21 protein-coding genes are annotated in these 24,966 nt (G+C 66.0%); 3 read left to right on the top strand and 18 right to left on the bottom strand.

Annotation, left to right across the window (positions count from 1 at the left end):
- Positions 1-72 precede the first annotated feature (72 nt).
- A complete protein-coding gene (locus SK854_RS23215; RefSeq protein WP_319977194.1) occupies positions 73-1,506 on the bottom strand; it encodes a type IV secretory system conjugative DNA transfer family protein in 1,434 nt (477 codons plus the stop codon).
- An 88-nt stretch (positions 1,507-1,594) separates the two neighbouring features.
- A complete protein-coding gene (locus SK854_RS23210) occupies positions 1,595-2,707 on the bottom strand; it encodes a hypothetical protein (protein ID WP_319977193.1) in 1,113 nt (370 codons plus the stop codon).
- A 937-nt stretch (positions 2,708-3,644) separates the two neighbouring features.
- Between SK854_RS23210 and SK854_RS23205 the strand changes: the two genes are divergently transcribed.
- Complete coding sequence (locus SK854_RS23205) at positions 3,645-4,448, top strand: hypothetical protein (RefSeq protein WP_319977192.1); 804 nt, start codon at positions 3,645-3,647, stop codon at positions 4,446-4,448.
- 56 nt (positions 4,449-4,504) lie between these two features.
- Here SK854_RS23205 and SK854_RS23200 read toward each other — a convergent pair whose 3' ends face one another.
- The 14 genes from SK854_RS23200 to SK854_RS23140 form a co-directional block, all read right to left on the bottom strand.
- The gene (locus SK854_RS23200) at positions 4,505-5,422 is read right to left on the bottom strand and encodes a DUF6346 domain-containing protein (RefSeq protein WP_319977191.1); all 918 of its coding nucleotides are present in this window, start codon (positions 5,420-5,422) and stop codon (positions 4,505-4,507) included.
- Positions 5,419-6,513, bottom strand: a complete 1,095-nt coding sequence (locus SK854_RS23195; protein WP_319977190.1) for a WXG100 family type VII secretion target — start codon at positions 6,511-6,513, stop codon at positions 5,419-5,421. Before SK854_RS23195 ends, SK854_RS23200 begins: the two co-directional genes overlap by 4 nt.
- Positions 6,510-6,812 (bottom strand): hypothetical protein, encoded by a 303-nt coding sequence (locus tag SK854_RS23190; RefSeq protein WP_319977189.1) that lies wholly within the window; start codon positions 6,810-6,812, stop codon positions 6,510-6,512. Before SK854_RS23190 ends, SK854_RS23195 begins: the two co-directional genes overlap by 4 nt.
- On the bottom strand, positions 6,809-7,336 hold the full coding sequence (locus SK854_RS23185) for a YbaB/EbfC family nucleoid-associated protein (protein WP_319977188.1): 528 nt from the start codon (positions 7,334-7,336) through the stop codon (positions 6,809-6,811). The genes SK854_RS23190 and SK854_RS23185 overlap by 4 nt, the downstream gene beginning before the upstream one ends.
- A 100-nt stretch (positions 7,337-7,436) precedes the next feature.
- On the bottom strand, positions 7,437-8,819 hold the full coding sequence (locus SK854_RS23180) for a hypothetical protein (protein ID WP_319977187.1): 1,383 nt from the start codon (positions 8,817-8,819) through the stop codon (positions 7,437-7,439).
- A 93-nt stretch (positions 8,820-8,912) separates the two neighbouring features.
- Entirely contained in the window at positions 8,913-9,461 is a 549-nt protein-coding gene (locus SK854_RS23175) for a DUF3558 domain-containing protein (RefSeq protein ID WP_319977186.1), read from the bottom strand.
- A 19-nt stretch (positions 9,462-9,480) separates the two neighbouring features.
- On the bottom strand, positions 9,481-9,885 hold the full coding sequence (locus SK854_RS23170; RefSeq protein ID WP_319977185.1) for a hypothetical protein: 405 nt from the start codon (positions 9,883-9,885) through the stop codon (positions 9,481-9,483).
- 101 nt (positions 9,886-9,986) lie between these two features.
- The gene (locus SK854_RS23165; protein ID WP_319977184.1) at positions 9,987-10,766 is read right to left on the bottom strand and encodes an ESX secretion-associated protein EspG; all 780 of its coding nucleotides are present in this window, start codon (positions 10,764-10,766) and stop codon (positions 9,987-9,989) included.
- A 368-nt stretch (positions 10,767-11,134) separates the two neighbouring features.
- Positions 11,135-12,037 (bottom strand): DUF5753 domain-containing protein, encoded by a 903-nt coding sequence (locus tag SK854_RS23160; protein WP_319977183.1) that lies wholly within the window; start codon positions 12,035-12,037, stop codon positions 11,135-11,137.
- A gap of 2 nt (positions 12,038-12,039) precedes the next feature.
- The gene (locus tag SK854_RS23155; protein WP_319977182.1) at positions 12,040-12,999 is read right to left on the bottom strand and encodes a Scr1 family TA system antitoxin-like transcriptional regulator; all 960 of its coding nucleotides are present in this window, start codon (positions 12,997-12,999) and stop codon (positions 12,040-12,042) included.
- A 42-nt stretch (positions 13,000-13,041) separates the two neighbouring features.
- The gene (locus SK854_RS48260) at positions 13,042-13,326 is read right to left on the bottom strand and encodes a zinc finger protein (RefSeq protein ID WP_406601809.1); all 285 of its coding nucleotides are present in this window, start codon (positions 13,324-13,326) and stop codon (positions 13,042-13,044) included.
- Between the two features lie 22 nt (positions 13,327-13,348).
- Positions 13,349-13,807, bottom strand: a complete 459-nt coding sequence (locus SK854_RS23150; protein WP_319977181.1) for a hypothetical protein — start codon at positions 13,805-13,807, stop codon at positions 13,349-13,351.
- A 2-nt stretch (positions 13,808-13,809) separates the two neighbouring features.
- Entirely contained in the window at positions 13,810-14,127 is a 318-nt protein-coding gene (locus SK854_RS23145; protein WP_319977180.1) for a hypothetical protein, read from the bottom strand.
- Between the two features lie 29 nt (positions 14,128-14,156).
- A complete protein-coding gene (locus SK854_RS23140) occupies positions 14,157-14,471 on the bottom strand; it encodes a hypothetical protein (RefSeq protein WP_319977179.1) in 315 nt (104 codons plus the stop codon).
- 224 nt (positions 14,472-14,695) lie between these two features.
- Between SK854_RS23140 and SK854_RS23135 the strand changes: the two genes are divergently transcribed.
- On the top strand, positions 14,696-15,550 hold the full coding sequence (locus SK854_RS23135; RefSeq protein WP_319977178.1) for a helix-turn-helix domain-containing protein: 855 nt from the start codon (positions 14,696-14,698) through the stop codon (positions 15,548-15,550).
- The gene (locus SK854_RS23130) at positions 15,547-15,741 is read left to right on the top strand and encodes a DUF397 domain-containing protein (RefSeq protein ID WP_319977176.1); all 195 of its coding nucleotides are present in this window, start codon (positions 15,547-15,549) and stop codon (positions 15,739-15,741) included. The genes SK854_RS23135 and SK854_RS23130 overlap by 4 nt, the downstream gene beginning before the upstream one ends.
- A gap of 660 nt (positions 15,742-16,401) precedes the next feature.
- Here SK854_RS23130 and SK854_RS23125 read toward each other — a convergent pair.
- On the bottom strand, positions 16,402-18,615 hold the full coding sequence (locus SK854_RS23125; RefSeq protein WP_319977175.1) for a 3'-5' exonuclease: 2,214 nt from the start codon (positions 18,613-18,615) through the stop codon (positions 16,402-16,404).
- On the bottom strand, positions 18,615-24,944 hold the full coding sequence (locus tag SK854_RS23120) for a DEAD/DEAH box helicase (protein ID WP_319977174.1): 6,330 nt from the start codon (positions 24,942-24,944) through the stop codon (positions 18,615-18,617). Before SK854_RS23120 ends, SK854_RS23125 begins: the two co-directional genes overlap by 1 nt.
- Positions 24,945-24,966: the final 22 nt, after the last annotated feature.

Here is a 24,966-nt window from a genome sequence, read left to right as displayed (position 1 = left end):
GATGAATGTCGGGAGACGCGCACTGTTCCTCCACTTCTGCCGTGAGCTGCGGAAAGGCCGGTGCCGGGGCGGTCAGTCAGTGGGCCAGTCATAGGTGACCTGTTGAGTGGCCGGTGGCTGGCCCGCTGAGTAGCCCGCTGACTGACTGGGCAGATCGGCACCCAGTCGGGAGGCACGCGGCGCGGTGCCGACGTGCCGGCGGCGGGCGGAGCGGGCGCGTTGCTCGGCGGACAGGCCGCTCCGTTTGCGTGCCGTGGCCCGGAGCTGTTCAGCACGCCCTGGGACAGCAGGCGGCAGCGGTTCCGTAGCGAGCGTGAAAGGTGGCACGTCGTGTCCGTGGTGGACGGTGCGGGCCAGGACCTCGAAGGCGGGGCGCCGGGCGAGGTCACGTTCGTCGAAATAGGGTGCCACGTGCCGGACGAGTTTGGTTGCGTCGTTCGGGGAGATGGTGAACAGGATTTTGTTGCGGGCGTTGGCATCCACCGCCTCCCGCACATCCGGCGGTAACTGGGCGAGGTGCTGGTGCGCCAACACGAGCGAGAGCCGGTAGCCGCGTGCTTCGGCCAGCGCGTCGTCCACGCCGATCGGCATGTGCAGGAAGTTGTGGCACTCGTCGACAACGATCGTGGCGTCCCTGCGGTCTTCCGGCGCCAGGGTCGCGCGGCGAGTGGCCGCGGACCACAGCCCAGACAGCAGCAACGACCCGACCAGCTGGGCGGCGTGCTCGCCGATCTCGCCCTTCGGTAGCCGGGCGATGAGAATGCCGCCGTCGAGGATGTCAGTGAGGTTGATCGTGGAGGCCGCGGTGCCGAGCAGGTCGCGGGCGAACCGGCGGGACAGCACCGACCGCAGCCGCGACAGCACCGGCCCGGCGAGTTGGTTGCGCTGCCCCGCGGACAGGGCGTCGTAGCCCTCCCAGAACCCGTCCAGTCCCTCCGGCTCCCCGTACTTCGCGAGGATGGCGTGGCGGAACTCCGGCCGCGTCAGTACCGGGATCACCTCGGCCAGCGTGGAACCTGGTCGCCGCACCAATGTCAGGCAGGCGGCGCGGAGCACGTCGTCCATCCGTGGCCCCCACCATGCGGCGTACAGGCGGCGGAACACACCGACCACGCTCTCGGCGGCCCACTCCCGCCCGGCCTCGCCGTCTCGTAGCGCCGTTTCGCGGTCTCGCTGGGCAGTCTCGGTGTCTCGTCTCGCCGTCTCGCCGGGGTGGTCGAGCGGGGCGAGCACGTTCCAAGCTGGCGGTGCCTCGGTTTCGGTGGGATCGAGGATCACCAGACGGTTCCCGCATGACGCGGGGAGCCGGTCGAGCACGTGGCGGGCCAGATCTCCTTGGCAGTCCAGCAGCACCACGCCCCGCCCGGCGTCGGCCTCGGCGAGCACGTGGTTGGCCAGCCAGGTGGACTTGCCCACCCCGGTCACACCCTGCACGTGGACGTGGTGGCGGGCGTCGGCGACCCGCAGCCCGATCACGTCGGGCGGGCCGTCGTTGGCGACTCCCAACAGCTTCGGTGTCTGCCGGTTCGGATGATTCGCGGGAACGAGCCGCAGGCGCGTCGACCTGTGTCGACCTGCGGATGCTTCGTCGCGTTCAGGCTGCGGCATCTTGGCCTCCCTCGGGCTGTTCAGGCCGACGGCGGGGATGGAAACGGGGCAGGTCGCGGCGGGGCCGCCGGACACGGGCGGTGGCATCGGCGATGCCGTACTGCGCCGGCTGGTCGGGCAGATGCCACAGCGCGGCGGCCTCGTCGAGGGTGACCAGGAACCGGTCCTGGCGGCGTCCGGGCAGCCGCTGCACCAGCTGCCGTTCCGCGCGGTGGACAGGGCGAGTCCCCAGGATCGCCGCAGGGGCGGCGAGGTCGTAGCCGTTGACGAGCGTGTTCACCGCGCGCCGCCGCAGCCGTCGCGACACCGGAGAGCACACCGCCAGGCGCAAGGTCGCCTGCAGATGCGGGCCGTGTGCCTGCTTGGTCGCGATCGCCTTGCGGTACGCGGCCACCGCCGGATCCTCCGGCGTGCTGGTGGCCGCGGCAGTCTGGTGACTGGCGGCCGAGCCCTTGCCGAGGAATACGTCCGCGATAGCGAGGATGATCACGAACGGTGCTTTCAGGAAGCCGAGTGCGATCCGCGCCCACCACGGCCGGCTCCGGTCGCCCCGGGGGCGGCCGGTGCGGGCCACGGACACGATGAGCTGCACGCACGCGCTGTCCGTCTCACCGCGGTCGGCCAGCGCGGCCAGCACGCTGTGCAGCCCGTCCACGTCGGCGGCCTGTCGCCGTGTGGCGCGCGTGGGGTCCAGCAGCGGCGCCCACGGGCCACCGCGCGGCAGCACGTGCGCGGCCGTCACTCGCCCCGCACCATCACGGTGCGCCGTGGGTGGGGTGTTGGTGATGGTGGCTCGGGCGCCGGGCCAGCAGCGGCTGATCACCTCGGCAACCGACGATGCCGACAACGTCGGAGGCACCCATACTCCTGCACGCATTCCGGTGGCGTCGGCGACGAACTCCACGGCCAGATGCCGCGGCGCCAGCCCACGGCGGGTACGGGACAGCAGACCTGCCAGCGCCCGCCACAGTCCGCGCGCACCGTCGGCGGGCATCACCGCGGGTGGGGTGATCTCCACCCACGATGCCTGCGCTGCCGCCTCTGTACGGGCTCGTCGCACCGCCACGGCGAGCAGCGCGCCCACCGTCAGCGCCGCCACGGCCGCCACTACCAACAGCGGCCACCAGACTTGGATAGTGCGCCAAGCCCAGCCCGAGGCGTAGGACAACCATGCCCACAGGTTTGGCGGATCGCACAGAAATGACCCCACTGGCGAGTCCACATCCGTGCACCCGTCCGATGTGGACGGGGCAGGGGGCGGCCCGGCTTGATGATCAATGATTCGTAGATCGCGTGATGACATGGCGTCTCCACCTCCACGGTGCGCGAGGATGCGTCGTGTTCGCTGGGCAGCCGTTCGCGCGACGGTGCGCCGCGATGCAGAGAGCCCCGCACGGATTCGTGGCGCGGGCATGTCGCAGCGGCGCGGTGTCGGCGGACGAACACGAAAAGATCAGGAGCGCAGCCAGATTCGGCAGGGACTCCACGGTCCTCGAGGAGGGCCGGCTCCAGATAGCCGGGGCATGAACTCCTCTACCGTGTCTGGCGTCACGCCCGATCAGGCGTGACGCCGCATCCCTGCGCCTACCGTGGCGCTCCGCGTCACCGGGACACTCGACTCCAAGCGCCCCTACAGCGGGGGCCGCCCGGCCGGTCCATCGGCGACGCCTACCTTGTGATCACTTGCCCTGTGCGATAAAATCCTCTCGGCGGAACCTGCACATCAAGCGATCTGAGCTAGGACCTTCTAAGGTAACCTGGGATCGGAGCAGTGTTCAATACCCCATTCGGGTGAATGCTGGGCGCAGCTGCCTGCGTCATGGGTGTCGCACGCCGACCATCGCATCGGCCCGTGTCGAGGCGGTCGAAATCTCAGGGTCTGCGCTCAGCGGCACGGCGTCGACGATTCGGGGATCTGCCTCCAGTTGGCCGCCCGCCCAGTCCTTTGCGTCCCTGCCTGATTCAAGCGCAAGAGCTGGTTCTGGCCGCTCGGGTGCGAGACTGGTCGAGGACGTTACGACTCAAAGGAGTTCGGCGTGGCCTCTGATGCCCTCGAAGGACCGATCCCGGCGTCGAGCGGACGGGGCCAGTCGATCCTCGACCTGCTGGATAAGGCCATCGGCCTGCAGACACCGCTGGTGCGCAAGAACATCGCCCGTGCCCGCCAGCGCAACCCAGAGGCGACACCGGCCGAGGTCATCCGCACCCTGGAGAAGATGTACGTCAGCGCCCTGGCGAGCACGGGGGCCGCGGTCGGGGCCACCGCAGCCGCACCTGCCGTCGGCACCGGGGTCGCGCTGGCGCTGTCGGCGGGCGAGTTCTTCACCTCGCTCGAACTGAGCACCCTGTTCGCGCTCTCGGTCGCCGAGGTCCACGGCGTCCAGATCGACGAGATCGAACGCCGCCGCACACTCGTCATGGGGATCCTGCTCGGCGAGTCCGGCTCCGCGACCATCGGCAAGGTCGCCGAGCGCACCGGCCAGCACTGGGCCCGCCAGCTCGTCACCAAGGTGCCCATGACGACGCTGAAGCAGATCAACCGCGTCCTGGGCAAGAACTTCATCACCAAGTACGGCACCAAGCAGGGGATCATCGTGCTCGGCCGGGTAGTGCCGTTCGGCATCGGCGCGGTCATCGGCGGCGGCGCCAACGCCACCGTCGCTGCCCTGGCTGTCAGAGCCGCCCGGCGCGCGTTCGGCCCGGCACCGCAGTCATGGCCCGAGACAGGGCCGGAGCCCACACCCGAGTCCCCGCACGAGACACCGCCGGAAGTTGTCCCAGGGATCGTGCTGGAGCCTGAACTGGAGTCGAACCCAGGATCAAGACCGCAGACCGGCTGAGACCCCGTCCAGACCGGCAGGCTCCTGCCACCCGTGCTCGTCACACCCAAGAGTGTTCACGCGCTGCTGGTGCTCTCGCGGGCGTACGTCGCCTGGCTGAATTGCCCCATGGCCACATGGATGCGGGTGGCCTCCTCCGTGCTGAATCCACCGATCTTCACGACTTCGCCGTTGCGAGGCTGGATGATCAGAGCCTGGCGGCGAGTCAGCTGCACCTCCTGAATCTCAGCCCAGCTGAGCTGCGCGCCGCGCCACTCCAGGCCCTCGGGCGAGATCGCGATCATCGGTCCTCGCACAAGCCGCCACGCGACGTTGGCGATCACGAGGACAACCACTGCCCAGGACCCGATCGCTACACCTGTAGCGACGGCGTCGTCCTGGAACGCCGACGAGTTGTACACGAAAACACCAACACACCCGAGCAGAAAGACGAAGAACAACCACACCCGTCGGCGCCCGGCAAAGACACGAACCGTGCGATCGGGTTCCGTGGGGTTGTCAGGACGTTGATAGCGCACCGGCTTGCGGCGGGACTTGCGCCGCTCCGGCAACAGCCGCCACGCGACCGCGATGTACACGTAGAACCAGAGAATGCCGAACGGCAGAAGCAGGACCATGCCCCACCCCGCGTACGGGCGCACCGGATACAGGTCACCGCGGTTGAACCCTTCACCGGCCACCTGCTTGCCGATGAGATCGGGCCGGAGGAAGCCTCGCGCCGTCGTGGTGACGACGTTGCCGTTGACCTTGTTCGTGACCGTGGCGCGGCACTCGTACACGTAGCCGAAGCCGCGCAGCGTCACCGGACCGTGCCGGTCGCACGACGTGGCGACGATGATGTGACTGGCGTCGCTCAGGTCTTCGGTCTCGACCTTGTCCGAGAAGTAGTTGAAGATCGTCGCGCCGAGCAGGTACCCGAGAACGGGGATGACCAGGAACGCGAAGATCCGGTGCAGGATGCGGACGGCTTTCATCCGCCCCGAGCTTCCTTGCGGTTCTCTTCCTGCTTCTTCTCTTCCTCGGCCCGCAGGTCGCGCCACGTTCTCCAGCCACCGCCGTCCTTCGCTTCGTCCTCCCAATCACGGAACTTCGTGGACTCCTTGGTCGCCTCGATTCCCAGCTTGGGCAGGAACTCGGCGGGAGCGGTCTTGACGCCGTCTACCGCGACCTTCTTGGCCTCTCCGTACGCGTCCTTGGCCATGTCGGTGACGGAGAAGTCGGTCATGCTTCGCCGGATGTCAGCGTCGATGCCCTTCTTGAGCACGTTGACGAAGTCGTCGCCGCTCTTGGAGAGCGAGGTCTTGGCGTTGACCAGGATGTCGTCGAGCTTCTTGAACAGCCCACCGGCGTTGCTGAACGCCTTGGTGAGCCTGCGGCAGGCCTCCAGAGCCTTGTTCGCCCACTTGACAGCGACGGGGACGCACTCGGCGATCGCGCCCGCGAGGCCCGCGCCGGCCGCTGCGACGGCGGGTGCCCATCGGAGGCAGATCGAGATCAGCTTGCCGATGGCGTCGGAGATGATGTCGCGCACGATGTCACGGACGACCTTGAGCACGATCTTGCACGTCCGGACGAGGCTGGCAATCCCTCCGGCGGCGGTCGCGACGCCCGCGTAGGTGTCGGCGCGATCGACACCGAAACCCCGATACTGATCGCTGTCCTTGCCGGTCCACCCGGTGGTGTCGTTGTTGACCCAGTTCCTGAGGTCGTCCGAGGTGTCCTTCAGGTGGTCGGACACGGACTCCCAGGTCTTCGCCATGCCGTCCAGGGCTTCCTGGTCACCGATGAGCCAGTCCAGTGGCTCCTTCAGAAACCAGACGTGCTCGACCAGCCATCCGAAGCCCGCGCTGAACAGCGCCGCCAACGGATCGACGAGAACACCCGCCACTCCGGCGACCGTCGCGCCCGCGTTGATCAGGCCTTCTGCCCAGTTGCCGCTGGAGAAGCCCTTCACCGTCTCGGTGGCATCATGGAAAATCCCCGCGCCCTCCGTGAACGGCGTCTTCTCGCCGGTGTTCACGAGGTAGTTCTGGCCTGGCGTGGGCGCCGGTCCCATCGTGGTCATCGGTCGTGCATCCCGTCGAAGATGTCGGACTGCGCCTGCTCGTGTTCCTCGATGTGCTTACGCCACCCGTCGAACCGCTTGACGTGGTCGCCCGAGGCGTCCGCTGCCTGGCGCATGGTGTCCATCGCAGCGTTCTGCGCGCCGGTGCAGAGAGCCGCGAGTGGGAAGCCGAGCTTGCCGAAGGCCTCCATGTTGGACACGACCTGCGCTGCGCTCAGCGCGTAGTTCACCTGCTGGCCGACGTTGTTGAGCTTCGTCGCGTGGGCCTGCATCTCAACCAGGTCGATTCGGTAGGTCATCGCAGGAACCCCTTGTTGCTGAAGTCGTCGTCGTCATCCTGCGGCGGACGGGGCCGCTGCGAGCGAGGCGGCACTGGTGGGGGAGGAGGCGGTGGCGCGTCGTCCTCGATCGCACCGAGCCGCGGTGGGCCCTCGCCGTACCCGCCACCTCCCGGCATGTACTGCGGCGGAGGTGGCGGCTGGGCACTGCGCAGTTTGTCCATCATGAAGTGCATCGCCTCGGAGTCGGCGCCGAGCATCGGCGACATCGCCTCCTGCACCGTCGCGGCCACCCGGCTCTGCGCGGCCTGCAGCACACGCAGCACCTCCTGGGCGACGATGTCGCCTTCCTTGCGCTGCAACGAGTTACCCAGCTTCAGATCCACGAGGTTGCCGGCATCGTTGACCGTGACGACGATCTGACCATCAGCGCTGCGTTCCATGACACGCAGGTTCGCCAAGGTTTCGCGTATCGCGTCGCTTTTGCGCTGGGCTTCAGCCAGCTTGCCCTCGTACTGGTTGAGGATCTGATCCGGGTCAGTCATCGGCCCACTCGGTCCTTCTCGTTGTTCTTCTCATCCAAAGGCGCCTGAACGCTCTACTTTGGACAGTAATCGGAGGTAGGTCGCAGCGCCTGCGACGATGTCATTCTCCGAGTACCGGAGGGGCGACGAGCGTGTCGTTGCCGAAGATCTCGTCCGGATCAGGTTCCAGCAAGTAGGACGGAGTCGTTCGCTCGAGATCCTCATCACCCTTGCCTTTGGCGCCGCCGGCTCCCATGCCGCCCATCGCGCCGCCAGCGGCACCGCCGCGGCCGGCCGCTCCAGCTGAAGTGCCGCCGCCACGCCCAGCGGCGCTTTCGTTTCCCGGCATCACACCAGCCGAACCGCCGGGGCCGAACCCCTTGGCAGCGTTGGGATTACCGAGGGCGGCACCGCCTCCCGGCAGTCGGCCGCTGCCCACGCCTCCGCCACCGCTACGACCACCAGGCCCGCCACCTGGCCCGCCACCAGTTCGGGCGTTAGGACCACTCTGGGAGCTCTTGTTACCAAGCAAGGGGCCGCCGCCGAGATTGACGTTGTTGCCGCCAAGCTGGTTGTTGCCGCCCTGGTTACCCAGGTTCGGGCTGTTGCCCCCGAGATTGTTGTTGAGACCGCTGGTGTTCGTGGTGCCAGGGTTCTGCGTCGGCGGCGCCGTCCAGGACGTGTTGGTGGTGTCGTTGCTGAGCTGTGGGGGTGGCGTGTTGCCCTGACCGGTGAAGCCTGGGTTCGGCGCGATCGGTGGCCTGCCAGGGTCACCCGGATCCTTCGGCGGGGTGGGCGGCGCGGGCGCGAAAGCCGGCTGAGCCGCGGCGGTCTGCGCGACCGTGCGGTCGTAGGTCTCCACCGCCCTCGCGGCCTGTTCGTGATCCTTCTGCTGTTGCTGGAACGCGGCGTTGTCCGCCGCTGCCTGCTGGACGAACTGAATCGGATCGGTGATCGACATCAACCGCTCCCGCGACGCCGCCGCGTTGTACGGCTGTGCGGGTGGTGGCGGCACGTTGTTCTTCGCATCACCAAGTGCCCGCGACTGCTGCGTGAACAGCGTCCCCGCCAACTGCGCGGCGGTACCGGTCTCACCAGCGCGGTTGCCCATGTTCGCCAGGGCCTGCCGCGCACCGTCACCGGCCTTGCCAGTCCAGTTCGTCTCGCTGTCCCCGATCGCGGCGGCGACATCGTTGTTGAACGTCGTCAGCTCGTTGCCGATCTGGGTCCAGATGTCGCCGATCTCGCCGATCGCACCGGGATCGACCCCGTTGTTGACCGAGTCGTGCAACTGCTGGTGCGGAATGCCGATGTAGTGCGCGTCCGGCTGAGAGGGAGCGGAGCGAGTCAGTACCTGGCCCTTGAGCTGCGCTGCCTGCGCGTCCAGCATGTCGTCCACCCGGCCCGACGCCTGCACCAGACCAACGACCACACCTATCAACGGGCCGTAGCGCACCTGCATCTCGGCATTGACCTGCTCCTGCACCTGCTGACCGGTCTGCACCTCCGAGTGCCGCTGCACGCCGTAGCGCGAGTGCACATCGGACGGTCTTCCTGGCGCTCCCTCGTTCATCCCCCGCACCCCTCTCAGCAGCCGCTACGGCAGCTTCGGCTCAACAAGCTCAGCAATCTGCAACGCGCGCGGACATGGGTCGCCTTGACCGTTCAGCACTACATCGACACGCGACGACGACGACACACCTATGGCAACGATGCAACTACCGCCGGCCGCAACGAACTTCTTGGCCTGATGGCCGCCGATGGTCAAATCGGCAACCTCACCCGGTGCCTGAACCCCTGCCAGACCGACATTCGTCCGAGTCCCGACGGAGAGGCTGGCTAGCTTCGGTGAGAACCCGCAAGTCTGCGAGGAACCAAGTTTCTCCGGTTTGGGGTCCTCCTTTAGCGGACCCATCACCTGCTCGGCCTCACTCCGGGTGAGCAGGCTGCAGGGATCGGTTTCCGCCAGCGAGCCGCTCGGCTTGGTCGAGGTTGGCGAACTCGTCGTGTCCTGGCTGTTCGTGCTGGAAGCCGAATCACCGGTGCCCGGCGTTGGCTTGGGGTCACCTGTGGTTGACCCGGTGCATGCGCTGACAGCGACCAGGACGGCGGCGGCCAGGCTGATCAGGACGATCCGAGAGTTCACGAGTTGCTTTCCTGGTTGATCAGGCCGACAGGGTGGGGCCAGCGGCCTTGCTGATGCCTTGCTTGGCATCCTGGTCGGCGGTCTGGTATGCGGCCATTGCCTTTTCCACGTCGGAGCGCATCTGCTCCAGGTCTTGCTTGAACTTCGTCGCCGCAGTGATAAACCCTTGCGCAGGGTCGGTGGCGACGCTGGCCAGAAATGGTTTGTACACCTGCGCGGCTGGAGTGGTGCCCAGCGGCGGCTCCTGACTGAGGTAGTCAGACTTCGAGAGGGCATTCGTCACGCCCTCGTACATTTTGTCAATAGCCTTGATCAGGGCCTGGCCACCGGACTCGTTGACACCGACGCCCGCGGCGACCGAGGCTGAGAAACTGGCCGCCGAGTCTCTGATCCCCTGCATACCGGCAAAGAACGCCTCCGGCATGACCAATCCCCTTCCTAACGCTGCGTCGCCTCACGGTAACAAGTAGTCGCAGCCCTGTCCGGCGAATCTGACGCATCGCGCACGCCGTCGGTTCCTCTGAGTTACCGGTGCGAACTGATGATCCTGTTGAGGTGGCGATCGAGCGCGGCCTGGTCAGCGGGGGTGTAGGTGGCTGTCAGTCGTCCGTCCGGGCCGGTGGCGGGGATCACCGCGTACCTCCCGACATCGGTGTCCAGGTAGCTGATCGTCCCCAGTTCGGTCTCCTGCCCGTTGCGGCCACGTGCCGAAACCTGCAGGTAGCCGGCGCCAAGCCGTGGGCGGCGCAGAATCTCCTCAGCAGCCGCCCGCTGCCCGCCCGGCGACGGCGCGGCCGCCTTCACCGGGGTTCTGAAGGTGTGTTCGGAGAAGTCCTCTTCCACCCGCCGTCGACCAGCTGGCGTCGAGGTGTCGGCCACGGTGACCGAGACTCCCGGACCGGGGCGCATCGGAGGTAGCAACCGCACCAGACGAGGCACGGCCGCGTCGGGCTGGCAGATCCGGAAGACGATCGTGTTGTCCCGCTGCTCCGCGACCACGCCCGTGCGGTCGTCGGTGACCGCGAGTGCCACAGGCTGCGTGTCGCCGGCAGTGCCTACCAGCGCGGTCACAAGGTGCCCACGGGCGAATACGTGCAACGCTTCCACCAGCTCCGGCACAAACTCGCCGTCGCGGACCAGTCCCCGGTCGATCAGGTCCCGGTGCACAGCCTCGACCAGCCGGACCCGATCCTCACGCGTCGCGCCGTGATGCGGTATGGCGAACGGGAACCGCCGCAGATTGATCCGCAACGCCTCGCTGAGCACATCCAGCGCTGCGAACGAACAGACGATCTCCCCCGACACTCCTGTAACCACCTCTCGCTGGCCGCTCCGCTCCCCACGGTGCGTGACCGCGCGACATACTGCCAGTTGAACACTCATCAGCAGAGTGTTACCGCACCGATCTTGTTGAAGATCTCACCCAGTCGGCGCAGCCGCTCCGCTCCGCGACCGCCCAGGGCCAATAGCCACCTACATGAGCTTGTGGTCTGCAAATCGACATGATCCGCTTCAGCCATTCACCCGATTCGGGGCTTGCGGGCCTCGTCGCGTGTCGCTGGACCAATGGACCCGCTTACTGGGACGCGCCTACCTAATTACCCGCAGTCTCAAAGACCTGGACATCAAGGCCGATGATGCGATGCCTGTTGCCAGACCAACACCTCGATTTTCTAAGCCGGCGGCGGAAACGGCTCAGTCGAGGGTGCTTCTGCGGTTGCTGCCAGGTCGCGACCAGGATGCAAGGCCTCGTACAGACGGGTAATCAACGCCGTCGAATCGGCCTCGTTCAAGCTCTGTGCCTCGAGCGCACGGACGACCGTCGCGTAGCCGTCGATCGCGTCTCTCGCCTCGGCGAGGAGGCTGGAGTTCTCGGTCTCCACCCACACCAGCGACTCGTACTTCGCGAAGGTCAACTGCGTGAACGGCCCCGCCAGTCCGGCATGCGCACCGTGTGCCGCAGGCACGATCCGAATCCTGATGTTCGGCCGGTTCGCCATGAACATGAGGTGCAGCAGTTGCCCGGCGTGTACCTCGGCGCCGCCGACTCGGAGGTGCAACGCCAACTCGTGGATGAAGACCGTGCACTTCACGTTGCGCCGGACCATTTCCTGCATCGCGAGCTGCGCCTGCACCCGCTCCGCCAGCTCGTCTGCCGGCGCCGTGGAGGATGCCCGTAGCACCTCACGCATGTAGTCAGCCGTCTGCACAAACACCGGCACCATGTGCGTGTGCCAGCTGATCAGCGTCTTGGCCACCTTCAGGTGCTCGATGACCGTGCGCAGTCGGATGGGCGAGCACGTGCCGTGCTGCTGCCACCAGCCGCGGATGTGAGTCTCGCCGTAGAGCGACAACAGGTGGACGATTTCATCGGCGTTCACGCGGCAGACACCCAGTAGCACGGCGACCTCAAGCTGGGTGGCGCCACCCTTGCCGTTCACCACGTCCGAGACCTTGGCCTCGTCCCAGTCCACGATGTCGGCAGCAGCGCGCGAGGTCAGGCCTGCGCTCGTGATGGCTGCCCGCAGGCCAGTACCGAACTCACGACCACGCGCGGTGGAGAACCGCTTCGGCATGTTTAGTTCCCCGCCCGATCGGCAACCAACTGCAAGTGTCGCTGCTGATCTCCAGAGTCGTTATCTGGCAATGGATCCCGAAGTCGCAGTGAAGCTTCGTTGAGCAGGCGCGCGGACTCTTCCTCGGATCGCAGAACGCCATCGAGTACAAGCAGTGCGCGCTCATAAGGGTCGCGTTCGGCCGCGGACTCAAGCCAGGTGTCACCGCCGTGCAGAGTGCGCAGGAGGACGACATCGTCGAAACGCTTCTCGACGAACCGCATCATCGTGAACGACGCGCCTTGGCCGAAGTACAGCCCTGCGTCACCGTCCACAACTCCGAACTCGAACCCAGGCAGTTCGCTCAGCTCTTCCAAGCGCTCCAGCTGGTCCGCCATCACCTGCGCGCCACCGACGCCGCCCTCAAGTAGCGACTCGGGCACGATCAGCCGCACATGCAACCGCCTCGGGCTGCCCGGCCGCGCAACGTCCTTGGCGTCCATCCCCAGGCGTTTCAGGACCTCGTGCTGCAGCGCAAGATCAAGTTCGTTGACAGCAGCCCCGGACTCCAGCAAAGTCGCGTGGTAGGAGTCGACGCGCACCAGCTCAGGCAGCACGTCGTCCGCCACGATCACCAGCTCGCTTGCCTCGGCCATGACATCCCAGGGCGTCCACGACAGCCGCGCCCACGCGTCACCGTTGATCCGATCCCACATGCCAGGGTCGACGGCCCGCTGCGCCACGCGAACACAGAGCTCGACTTCCTCGTCGGACGCGCCGCACACGGCGCCGATCGCCACCACTTCGAGAGGAGACATACGCAAAACGGCCCTGCAGAGTTGTGACAGCTTGGCCGCCGAGAAGCCGACTAGCTCACCCAGCTCTGCGAGTGACCAACCACGTTTCGTCCGCCAGCCCAGCACGGTCCGGCTCAACGCCCGGACTTCCAGACTTGCTCTCCCGGCGACCAGATTCAACGCCACGTGCCATCAACCTGTTCTTGATTCGTGAATCCATTTTGACGTTCATGTCTGGTGGCGTTGGGCTGCCCAGGGCCGCTGCGCCAGACCTGTCTGCCGCCGCCACTGTCGATCGCATTGCGGGCACTCGCTCCACAACCCGTCCGGGTACTTGGGCGGCGTCTTCTCCGGAACCACAACCTCAGCACCGCACAGCGCCTCTCCGCGTGCACCCGGAGCCGCCAATGCCCGCGGGATCGCATGTCGTGCGCCGAGGTACGGCAGCCAGCGGAAGGGGCGGGGCGGCGTAAGACCTTTCACCGCAATGACTTTGCGTTCCGGCGGTGTCATTTCCGGTCGGGTGCACACACGATCACCACTCCTGGAGGGCCGCGTGTGCCACGGTCGTGAAGTCAGGAACTTGCACACCACCTGGTTCGGTGATCCACCGCAACCGATGCGTCCCGAACTGGCTGGGTGGCAGATCGACGCACCGCCCGGCCAGGACATGATCGATGCCCTGTTCGGCTATCTCCGGTAGAGGGGGACCGGCGTGCGACAGGACGAGGAACACCCAGCGCACACCGTGGTCGTCAGGCGACTCGAACAGCGGGACCGTGTCTCCCAGCGCGGTTCGCACTTGCTCGCCGAGTTTCTTGGGCATATCCAGCGCGTCGATCCCGCATCCGGACACCAGCCACACGCCAGCGCGGAATACACCCACCGTCCATCCGTACTCGTCCTGATAGGACTGTGCGGCGGCCTCGAACTCGGTCTGAGGTCCCTCTCGGACGCCGATGCCGAGACGAATTGCATTGCGGGGCAAGGACATGGTCACCTTACGATCGCGGGTAGGAGAAGACGGGGAGCCAGCCGCGACATCGGTAGTGGCAGGTCGTCCAGGCCGTCCAGCACGTCGGCGAGCGTGCCCGTGGCCAGCCAGCACGCCCGAGGACAACCCCCGCCGACCATCGACTCGGTGAGGAACCGCCCAGCCTGGGCGTCGGTGTCTGACCTGACCCGCAGCACGTCGAGCCACAGGCCGTGGCAGAACGAATAGATCAGCTCCACCAGCTCATGCGGCGGGTCGGGTGAGTGGACCGGGTCGAAGGACCAGCCCCGCACTTGGTGCAGATGCCGCAGGCGCTGCATCTGCGTGACCGCATCAAGAGCGCGGGCGTTCACAACTCGGCCCTCGTCAGGGCGTGACGGCCATGGCTGGTGGGATGGAACAGGGCGATCTGGGCTTGTAGGAACACCCGGCATGGCACCCGGCGTCGCCGCCACCACCGGCCCGCTCGGTGGCACTGGCGGCAGTGACCGTTGTCGTCCGGGATGTGCCCGCCGAACAGTGCGTCGAAGGCGTCGACGATCAACGGCAGGTCGTCGCGAGCGATGACCAGTGCGGCCTCGTCGCCGCCGCCGGCGGCCACGTTCTTCACGGTCGCCAGGTAGCTCTTCACCCTGCGGTGTAGCTCGTCGAACACCACGTCCATCGCCCTGACACTCCTTCCGTCGAGCCTGGGTGCCCATGGCGGGCACTTCTGCTGGGGCCGACGGGACTGCAGGGGCGCTTCACCACCACGTGACGGCCCGGCCATCGAGGCCAGCAGTCCCGCCGACCCATGCAACATATATCGTGCAATAGCACGATTTCTATCGCCCAATCGGGTCGCTGTAGAACTGTTGCATGGGAGCGTGCAGCGTTAGTCTCGCCTGCATGGCAGCACCAACTCGGGCGAAGAAGCGTCTCGGCGATCACCTCGCGCGATTGCGAGACAGCGCTGGCAGATCTCTCGCGCAGACGGCAAAGGAACTCAAGACGTCAGACAGCACCATCAGCCGGTACGAGTCAGGACACGTGCTGCCGAACTGGGCGAGCGTCGCCGCCCTGTGCGCGTCCTACGACGCCAGCGACGAGGACCTCGACGCCGCGGCCCGGCTGTGGGAGAACGCGAGCGATGAACCTCCGCGCGTGCGCCTGCCCGCAGGCTCGACCAAGGCGTTCCGCACGTTCGTCCGCGCCGAGCTCGAAGCCGACAAGGTGCGCACCGTTCAGTCGCTGGCCGTGCCCGGCCTGATCCAGGTGAAGTCCTATGCCCGTGCTATCGAGGCGGCTGCTCACCGGTTCTACAAGCAGGATGTGCGGCTCGACAGCCACGTCACCACACGACTCAACCGCCAGAAACGGCTGGAGAACGGCGAACTGCAGCTGCACGCGCTGATCGACGAGGCGGTTATCGAGCGCGAGGTCGGTGGTCCGGATGTGATGGAGGAACAGCTTCACCGCCTGCTGACCGTGGGCGCACGAGCAAACGTCATTTTGCAGATCATCCCCAAGACCGCCGGTGCCTACGGCAGCATGTCCGGGCCGTGCACGATCATCAGCTTCCCGAGTCCGGTCGATCCGCCGGGCGTTTACCTGGAATACCCGGCCGGAGGCGCGTGGGTGGACAATGAGGCTGACGTAGTCCGCTTCACCACCATGTTCGACGACGTGAGCCTGGTCGCGTTGTCGCCCACCGAGACGGCAGCGCGCATCGGCCGACAGATAGGGGCGCTTGGCAGACAATGAGCAGCAGCAACTCCATGTGGCGCAAGAGCAGCTACTCGGGAGGAGCCGGCAACGAGTGCGTGGAACTCGCCGTCAGTACCGACGACGTCGGCGTCCGCGACTCCAAGAACCCGCACGCAGCAACGCTGCGGTTCCAGCGCAAAGCGTTCGGCAGCTTCATCAACGATCTGCGGAACGGAACAGGCCCTTAGTAACAACCGCACAGGACGGACGGCCGGTGGGCAGTCCGTCCTGTGCTTGGGTTGCAGCTGTCACTGAACTCCGTCTTCGACCGCTCCGCGACCTGTCGCGCCCTGCTCCCAGGTGCGCTCCACGACCGTGACTTGTCAGGGCCGGCCGCCCAACGCACGACTGTGCGGGCTCCTCGTCACGCTCGACCGTCTTGCCTGTCGCCTCCGTGGCTGGTGCCCGCCTCAAGGGTGTCTTGCTGATCCCGCGCCGCCGGACGACTGCCTTGATCGACACCCATAAATCCAGCCGAGACGATGCATCTCTGCCCAGTACTCCTCTCCCGCTGTGCGCTTTCTTCAGTCAGCAGGTCTCTTTCATGCTCGTCGACAGACGCACTATTGGATGTGCGACCACAACTGGGTCAGCAACGCCAGAGACCGGCGTCCGAAACACCATCTTGATAGTCGACCTCAGCGCAACACTTGACGAGTTCCATCGCCAATCAGGTACGCACTAACCTCAAATAGTCGGGCCAGGGGTACTCGCGAACGCTCAGCAGGCGGCGTCGTGGCGCATTCGGCTCACGCTGTCCGCGCGAAACCCGGCCGTACGAAAGCTTTAGATTGAGGACGCGTTGGGATAACAGTCCCCGCGGGTCGCAAAGACGACTTCGCAGACACTTAGCGAGGAGCACTGCTAGGTAGCAGTTTGCTCGGATCACCCGCCCAGAGGATCACGAGCTCATCGCGTGCACGGGTGGCAGCCACGTAGAGGAGCGACTTCTCGCGCTGAAGGATGTCCTGGCGATCGGCGTCGGTGACGTTCTTCAACGCGAACGGAGCAGGTAGCGCGGCAGCGTCCACCCCGAAGATCAATACCCGGGTGAACTCCATCCCCTTTGCCCGGTGCATTGTCATCACGACGGGTTTACCCGATGGGACGGCCTTGTCAGACACGAAGCGCGCTGGCACCAGCCGCTCGTCGAGCGCCCGCACCAGTTGCTCCCCGGCCTGCTCGGTCCGAACCAAGATGCCAATCGTCTCCGGGCCCTCTCCGTCCTTGAGTTCCTTGAGCCAGTTGCCGACCACTGTTGCCGCTTGATCGAGTTCGTCGGTGAGATTCGATGCCGATATCCGTCGTGGGGCCGGGCCGAGGCGAGCGGAGCGGTATTCGCTGGTGTCCTCAGCTCCGTCTTCAAGATCGGCGAAGTCGGTGCCGGTCAGAACACTCACGGCGTAGCGGAGGTTCTGCTGTGTCGTGCGGTAGTTGAGCCGCAGCCGCTGTGAGCGCCCAACGATCTTGATGCCGTAGTGGCCGAGGACGACACGGCTGCGGTAGATGCGCTGGTGGGAGTCCTCCGCGATGAACAGGTCGTCGGGGCCGTCAGCCACGAGGGCTCGGAGGAACTGCCAATGGGCTGGGCTCAGGTCCTGACCCTCGTCCACGAGAACGTGGTCGGCCGGCCGCGCTCCGGAAGCGTTGAGAATCCAGGCGGCGATCGAGGCCGTCTCGATGAAGTCGACGCTTCCATGGATTCCTGCATTGAGCCGATAAGCGCTTATCACGCTCCACACAGCGGTGCGCGCGTTCCGATCCAAGGGAACGCCCCGGCCCGGCCTGCGAACCTTCGCATATCCCTCAAGATTCGTGACCCGGTTGGGAAGGACAACGAGGTCGTACTCGGCCTGGAAGAACACCGGGCTCTTCAGCTGACTAGGGAGCTCGTCCCCGTTGGACGCGATGGCGTCCCGCCACGCGTTGCGGTCCGTGACCCGCGCGATCTGACTGGTACGAGCCCCGAGGACCGCCTCGACGGCCGGTGCGACGCCGGACCCACCTGATTGGACAACCGCTCGCGCCGCCGCATCGACTCCACGAACAAAAATGCCGGGATCGCCTAGCTTCTCCGCGATGGGCAGCGTGGGATCGAGGATCTTCAGGTCGCGCTGCATGGCGTCGGCAAGCGTCTTGTTGAACGTGGTGAGCACGACACGCGCCTGGGGGTTCTTCCTCGCGAGGTTGCGCGCGCGGTGGAGGAGTACGACGGTCTTGCCGGTACCGGCGCCTCCGGACAACCGGAACGGACCACGCCAGGACCGCTCCGCGTACTTGCGCTGCTCGGGGTGCAGGAACACCCGCCAGGCGGCGAAGTTGGTGTCCTCGATCGCCCGTCGCAGTTCCTCGTTGTCCTCGATGAAAGCGAACTGGAGGCGAGCTGCGGGGTGGTGTAGTGCGGTCGCGAGAGCGCTGTCCGAATCTTCCGCGAGTGCGCTGTCCTCCTCGCCGATCGCCAGTGTCTCCTTCACGGCTGTGATGGACAGGCCCGCACTCAGGTCGATGAGCGCCACTCCCTGCCAGCCGGGGACCTGCTGGGCGAGGTCTGTGATGTCCTCCGCCTCGCGGCACTCCATTGCCAACTCGGCGATGTGAGGCGCGAGGCCCAATTCGTCGATGAGGGCGTCGACGGTGAGACCCCGACGAGCGAAGAGCGGTTCGACAGATTCGGCGTTCGGTTCAGCTGTCCCGACGCTCGGCGGTGTCACGGGTACGACCGGAGTATCCGAGAACAGCAGTTCGGCGATGCCGTTTACGGGGTTGACCTGCAGCTTCGTCTTCATCGCGAAGTCGATGGCGGCGTCGTGCGGCCACACACCGAGGTAGACGTAGATAGCTGCTTGTTCATGCCCCTGCACCTTGAAGAGCACCGCACGCCAGAAGTCGTCGACCCGCCCTGTCCGCACGCGAGGATCGACCGCGCGGAGGATCGGCTCGATGTGCAGTCCTGGGAGGGAGTCGTTCTCAGCGAGCTTGGCGAGGAAGTTGTAGGCCCTCCCGCGCACTGAGCCGTCGATCTGGGGCGCGTGCTGCTGGGGGCCGAGAATGATCTGGGGCACTACCGACCTCCGACTGTTGCGAGCACGTGCAGGATGGCTTCCGGCTCCGCTTCGACGAGCGTCCAGCCGTCTTCGGCGAGTTCGTCGCGATCTTCCTGCTCGAGGTGGAGGTTCACCGCGACGCGGAGGGCGGGCCACGAAATGTCGATCGGCAGGCCGGAGGCCGTCTCGAACCCGAGCTCTGGTGCTGGGGCGTCGGTCTTGGCGAGTTGCGCGATCATCGACTTCTCGGCCTCACTCACCGCGGATCGGTAGAGCGCACTCCACGGCTCAGGCAGTTCGACACTGCCAGAAGCGGTCTTCGCCGTGGGTGCGGTCGCGAGCGAGTACGCCGTGACCTCGTAGGGCTGGTCGCGGCGATTGAGCAGGTTGGCCAACCTGATCCACTCCCGCCATGCGTGCTTGTGGTCCTGTCCCAGGCGATCGTCCCGGTCGTCGAGGATCACGACGACCTCGGTCCCGTTGCCCTGCGCCGCGATGTTGCGCGCGACTGCGGTTACCGTGTTGTGCCGCCACATCCAAACCCGACGATCACCGGCCATCGGCAGCACGGCGGTGTCGTGGGCCGACCTAGCGAGGTCCGCGAGGTTCTCCGCACCGGAGGCCTTTCCGACCTGCCCGGAGCCCGCCAGCAACAACGGCACGGCCTCGGCGAGGGCCGCGATCCCATCCGGATCGGGCCGGCTGATCCACTGCACCAGGAAGTCGATCGGACCGCCCCTGACGATGTCGAGCAGTCCCGGCTTGAGCTTCCCGTTCGTCGCGGTCACGACCTGGGGCCAGCGCGCCTCGGAAAACCATTGCGGTGGTGCGGAAGTACCAGCTTCGGCGTCGACCAGGTCCTGCCAGGTCAGCCCCAGCACGACGTAACCCTGATCACGAAGAGCCGCCCGTTTGGCCGCATCGTCGGCAATCCGGTTGATGACCGGGCTCGCGTGGAACTGCCACCCGTCGCAGAAGAGAGCGAGGCGGGGGACGTTCTGGTCGTTGCTGTAGAACACGAAGTCAGGCTTGACGGCGCCCAGAGCCAGCTGTGGCTCCATCACCCAGGTGCGGTCACCACCGGGGTTGATCGTCCACCTGTTGCCGTTGGGGCCGGGCTGCTCCAGCACGCTGGCCCCGAGCCCCTCGATGAGTCGCTTGTGGAGCAGCTTGCGGAACTTCTGCTCGATGTGTGTTTCGGGATCGTAGGCGGAAGTCTGCTTCTCGGTGACTTCCCAGCTGAGACGCCCAGCAGGTGCGCCTTCGGACGCCCCGGCGAGCAGAATGGTCCTGAGGTGACGCTCAGCGGCCACGCGCGAGACGTGCTTCTGGGTGAAGCTGTTGATGAACGGGGAGAGGCAGCGGTGACATGACGCCCGCCCTTCGTCCTTGCACGGGCAGTCCCGGACCAGGATCCAGGCGCGGAAGAGCAAGGCATAGAACCGTGCGGGGTCAGCCAACTCAGCGAGGTATCCGGTGCCGCCGGGAACTGTGTCGTGGATGAGGATCGCGTCCCGGTTCTCGGTGCCGTCGCTGAGGTAAGGATCGACGATCTTCTCGAACGCCAGGTGGTCGGGGGCACCCCCGAGGTGCTCACGCAAACCGAGTTGCAGTGCGGCCAGAAGACTTGGAACGGCGAACCGGTCGCCGATCGAAATGGTCGCGGGCAGTTGGATCACGACCGCTTCGGTCCGAAGAGTGCGTGCCAGCGCTACCCGGCGAATACTCTCCTGGGTCGTGTTGCGGTAGCCACACCACGGCCTGTGCTCGGCTGCGGAGTTCTGGCCGGTGCGCGAATCGACCTTGCCGCAACCTGAGCACACCCGGAACAGTGGCGCGGCGTACTCCTCGCCCGACAACACACGAGGGCCTGCTCCAGGATCCGACAGCTTGCCGACATTGAGCCACCGGATGGTCATGTTGGTCAGGTGTTTGAGGCCGAAGGGATAGTTCTCGATGAACCACTGATGTCGCGGTTCGTCTACGTCTGCCGCCGTGACGATTTGGAAGCTGGTGCGCTCCCTCTCGTCGCGCCCGTCGTCAATGGCGGCTTCCTCCCGGCGCATCGCGGACGACACCCGCTCGAGCTCGACGACATCGATGATCTGCCGGACGTCAGAGATGGCAGGATCGCCGCAACGCGGACAAGCCGTGGGCCGACTACCCCCGTCGAGTGGGCGACCGTATCCGCAGGACGGGCAGAACACCCAGCTGTGGATGGCCTCTCCCTCGGAGCCGAGATCGACCGCGTCGATCTGGATCTTGTAGCCCCTGGCGTAGAACGTGGCGCCCGGAGCGAACTCTCGAAGAGCCGCCGACGCTCCCCGGTTGAAGGTCGCAGGTTCGGACATGTACTCCTGGGTGTCGGGGTCGATCCAGCTCAAGGTCACGTCGAGCGTGACGGAGTCATCGAGAAGGGTGTAGTTCGGGAAGATCCCTTGCTCTTCGAGTACGCCGATCCAGTAGTCGCCCTGCAGGTCGGCCAGCTGTTTGCGCGCCAGCCGGAGTGCGGCTCGCGCGGTTCTGAACGCGACTTTGTCGTCCTCGGTCGCGGCGGGCAGTGCAGCCCGTTCCTGAAGTTCGGGAAGACTTGTTTGAATCTCCCGAATGCGGTGCTTCAGGGTCTCGACCTCGCCGGCCCAGTGGTGGCGCCGTGCGTGGAGATGCACCGAGAGCTGGCTCGACAGCGGGCCTGATACAGGTGTGGCCCACTGTTTGAGCCTGGAGCGAGCCTGTTCAGTCAACGTGTCAAGAGACGAGAGGAACGCCTCCAGGCTGGCTGGCGACTCAGCTCCCTCGATCAGCGCCCGGAGGAAGCTTTCAGGGTCGACAGATCCGATGGCTTGCGTGGCTGAGGTCGGATGGGGCGCGTCGACGGAACGGGCAAGCTGGTCAGCGACCGAGGCGAGGTACTGCCTGCGGAGGATCTCCTCCGCGTCGATGTAGGTCGCGGGTGGGCGCACCTGCCCGTTGACGACGGACAGCGGGTCGCCAAGGCGGGGCAACTGTTCACCGCGGCCCGAGACGAAGGCCAGGTTGAGAGCACTGCCAGTGAGACGACCGGCGCGTCCCACTCGCTGGAGGTAGGAAGCGACGCTCCTGGGCAAGGAGGCCAGCATCACGGTCGACAGGTCGCCGATGTCGATGCCCATCTCCAACGTGGGGGTCGCGACCAGCACGTTGGGTGCTTGCGGGTTCCGTGAGCTCGACTTGAACTGTGTTTCGTAGTTGAGCCGGATCAGGTCGTCGAGCAGGCTGGTGTGCTCGCGGGCCACGACTCGCGTGATGTCGAAGGCTTGGTAGAGCTGCCGGTAGAAGTTGTCGGGCTGGCCTACGGCTCTGATGAGCGTTCCATTACAACGGGCGACGAAACAGGGAAGCCCATCGAGTTCCTCGACCACGCGATTCGTGCCCGGAACCTCGGCGCCGCACACATCGCAGGCCAGCAGGTAGCGGCCGCGCCGATACCCCTCGTCTTCGACGGGGCCGACCAGGACGCCGCTTTGCGGAAGCTCGTAGACCTGTCCACCCGAGTTGGTGTTCACCGTCTTGATGACATCGAGAGCAGCGAGCTGGTTCAGCAATGCGACCGAGAGCGAAGCACCCTCGTGGGGTGTGCAGGTCAGCACACGGGCAGTCCACACCGCGTACCAGCTCTGCGATGAGCCGACCGAAACAAGGTCGCTATCCCGGACACCACCACCGCCTCCTGCTCGGGGATAGGCAGGTGCACCCCGCCCGCGCGGAAAGGCGGGCATGCCGTCAGAACGGGGACGACCACCCCATATCGAGTAGCGACGGCCGTCCTCAACCTGGTACTTCCGGAACCACTCGTGCTCGATCGCGCCGTCGGTGCGCATGCGTTCCACCACACCTCGAACCCAGCCGATGCGCTGGTCGTCGGTCAGTCCCATGCCCTCGAAGTGCTCGGGCCCCACGGCCTTTTCGACCTCAGTGGCGACTTTGAGCATCACCGCACGCGAGATGTCGACTTCGGCAGCGAGGCTGCCTGTGAGCTCCAGGGTGCGGCCGACGCGGGACTGCAAGCCGAATTCGAGGACGGTGTCGAGCACCAGGCGGCGCTTCACGCGGCGCCGTACGGCGGCAGGAACCTGGCTCTGCTTCTCGCGTCGCCAGAAGGCCTCGAACTGCGTGCGATCGGCGAAGTCCGGCGGAATGAGGCGGTAGCGCAGGTGAGAGTCGTCCCCAGCCTGTTGCAGTGCCCGGTCGACGAGTACGTCGAGGCTGACGAGGGCGTCGCCTACGGCTCCTCTTAACACGGCGCGAAGGGTGAGGCTGTGGGAGCGGCTCTGAATGAACCCAGCTCGGTGGGCTGCATCTTGGACGCTGTCCGTGAAGATGAGCGCCTTCTTCTCGCCCTTGTCGAGCTCGTTGCTGCCGAAGATCGTCGACAGCGCAACTGACAGCAGCGTTGCGATCGCCGAGCCGAGAAACCGGATGCCGTCCTTCTGCATGCAGGACGGGCAAGTGTCATTGACGGACAGGGAGCCGGCCAGGGGTCCGGTGTGCGCAAGGACGGGAAGCACGCGACTGGCCGCGACCTCAGCGTCGTCCTCCGGGCGCTCCGCGAAGACGCGTCGCTCAGTGGTGTGGAACCAGCTGAGACGTGGCTCGTCGGGGTTGTGTTGGCCACTACGGTCGCCCGAATTGGCAGCTTCGGCCTCGGCTGGAGCGTGAATGAGGACGCGGAACTCCTGGTCGTCGGTGAGTCGCGCGAGCCTGATGTCGTTCGACTCGGCCGCAGTGAGGTCGAAACCTCCCACCGGCGCCCGCAGAACAGCCCATCCGGAGCGCCCGCAATGTCGGCAGAACACCGCAGGGAACGCAGGGGCGCCTATTCCTTCGGCATCGAGCGCGGAATCGCCGAGATGGGTGTCGTCTGACCAGAGGTACTGCGGCGAACCGACGGCGACCCGGTCGATGCGGGTGAGCTCGCGTACCCAGAGGTGCAGGTCAATCGAGAGCGCGGCGCGACCCGCGACCTTGCGCACATGGCTCAGCGCGGCACAGAAGAGCAGGACGAACGTCTCGGCGGTCTGGCGGGACTGCTCGTCGGTCACGAATGTGGGGAGCAGATGCTCGGCCAACTCGCTGATGGGGCAGGCCCGTTCGGCGAGTCCCGTGAGAGCGTGCGTGAAGGGATGGGCTTTCGCGAGTGTCAGCAGTTCCTCGGGCGTGGCCCTGGTGAGAACCGGAGATCCACCCGCCGTGGTGACGAAGAGCCTGCCCAGCACCGCCTCGGCGATCGCGCGACCATCGGTGAGTCCAGACGCGCGCTCGACGGCGTTCTTGACGGCTTCGTGATCGACGCGCGGCTCGATGCGAGCCGCATGTCCCTTCCACTCATCGACCGTGAGGCGCGCCTCGGTGACCACTGATGACTCGTCGAACTCCTCCCCGAACACCGTCCGGGCGAAATCCAGCATGGCTTCGGGGTCGCCCTTGTCGCCCAGGGTGGCCGAGGTCGCGACCGGGGTAATGATTCCCAGCGGACGCGCCCGCTCGATCTCGGTGAAGGCATCGGCGGACCAGTAGGACTTCAACGCCAGCCCGAGGCGCCGCAACAGCATCGACACATCGGTGCCCTGCGCGCCGTCGTAGGTGTGGAACTCGTCCAGCACGAGATACTGCAAACTCGTGGCGCTCTTCTCCCAGATCCTGGCGTCCGCTTCACGCAGCAACATCTGGTCGAGCATCTTGTAGTTGGTGAGCAGAATGTCGGGAGGATCGCTGCGGATCACCTCGCGGCGAGTGATCAGACCGTCCTTCGAGACCTTCGATCGTTGCGGCCCCTGCTCACCAGTGAAGATCGCAGCAGTCACTCCAGCAAGTTCTTCGTGTGCGCTCAGGAGGGCAGCGAGTCGTTGTGCCTGGTCGTTGGCGAGTGCGTTCATCGGGTAGAGGATCAGCGCCTTCGTTCCGGCGATGCCCCGACGCCTGGCCCGTACCACGTGATCGATGATCGGATACAGGAACGACTCGGTCTTGCCCGACCCTGTGCCTGTGGTGACCAGCGTGGGTAGCGGCCTTGACCTGGGCTCTCCGAGGTCGAAGCTGCTCAGGCGTGCGAACGCCGCCGCCTGATGGCCATACGGCGTGAATCCTTCGTACCACTCCAGCGTGTCGCGCCAGCCCTCGTCTGCGGCCTTGAACGGCAGTCGGACCCGCAGGTAGGGGCCTTTGAAGATGCCGTTCTCCCGATTGGCGAGGAAGTCGACCAGCGCGACGCGCGCTTCTTCGTCGGCAAGAGCGAACGTCGTCGACAGGTAATCCAAAATGCCGTCTTGAACTGCCGGCGCCTGGATACCTGGAAGAAGCTCGCTCATCGGCGGAAGTCTAATGGTGGGC

Origin of the sequence: Lentzea sokolovensis (assembly GCF_033949975.1) — a bacterium.
Taxonomy (GTDB): Bacteria; Actinomycetota; Actinomycetes; order Mycobacteriales; family Pseudonocardiaceae; genus Lentzea; species Lentzea sokolovensis.
The sequence above is the reverse complement of the archived record's forward strand: the minus strand, read 5'-3'. Positions and strand labels throughout refer to the sequence as shown.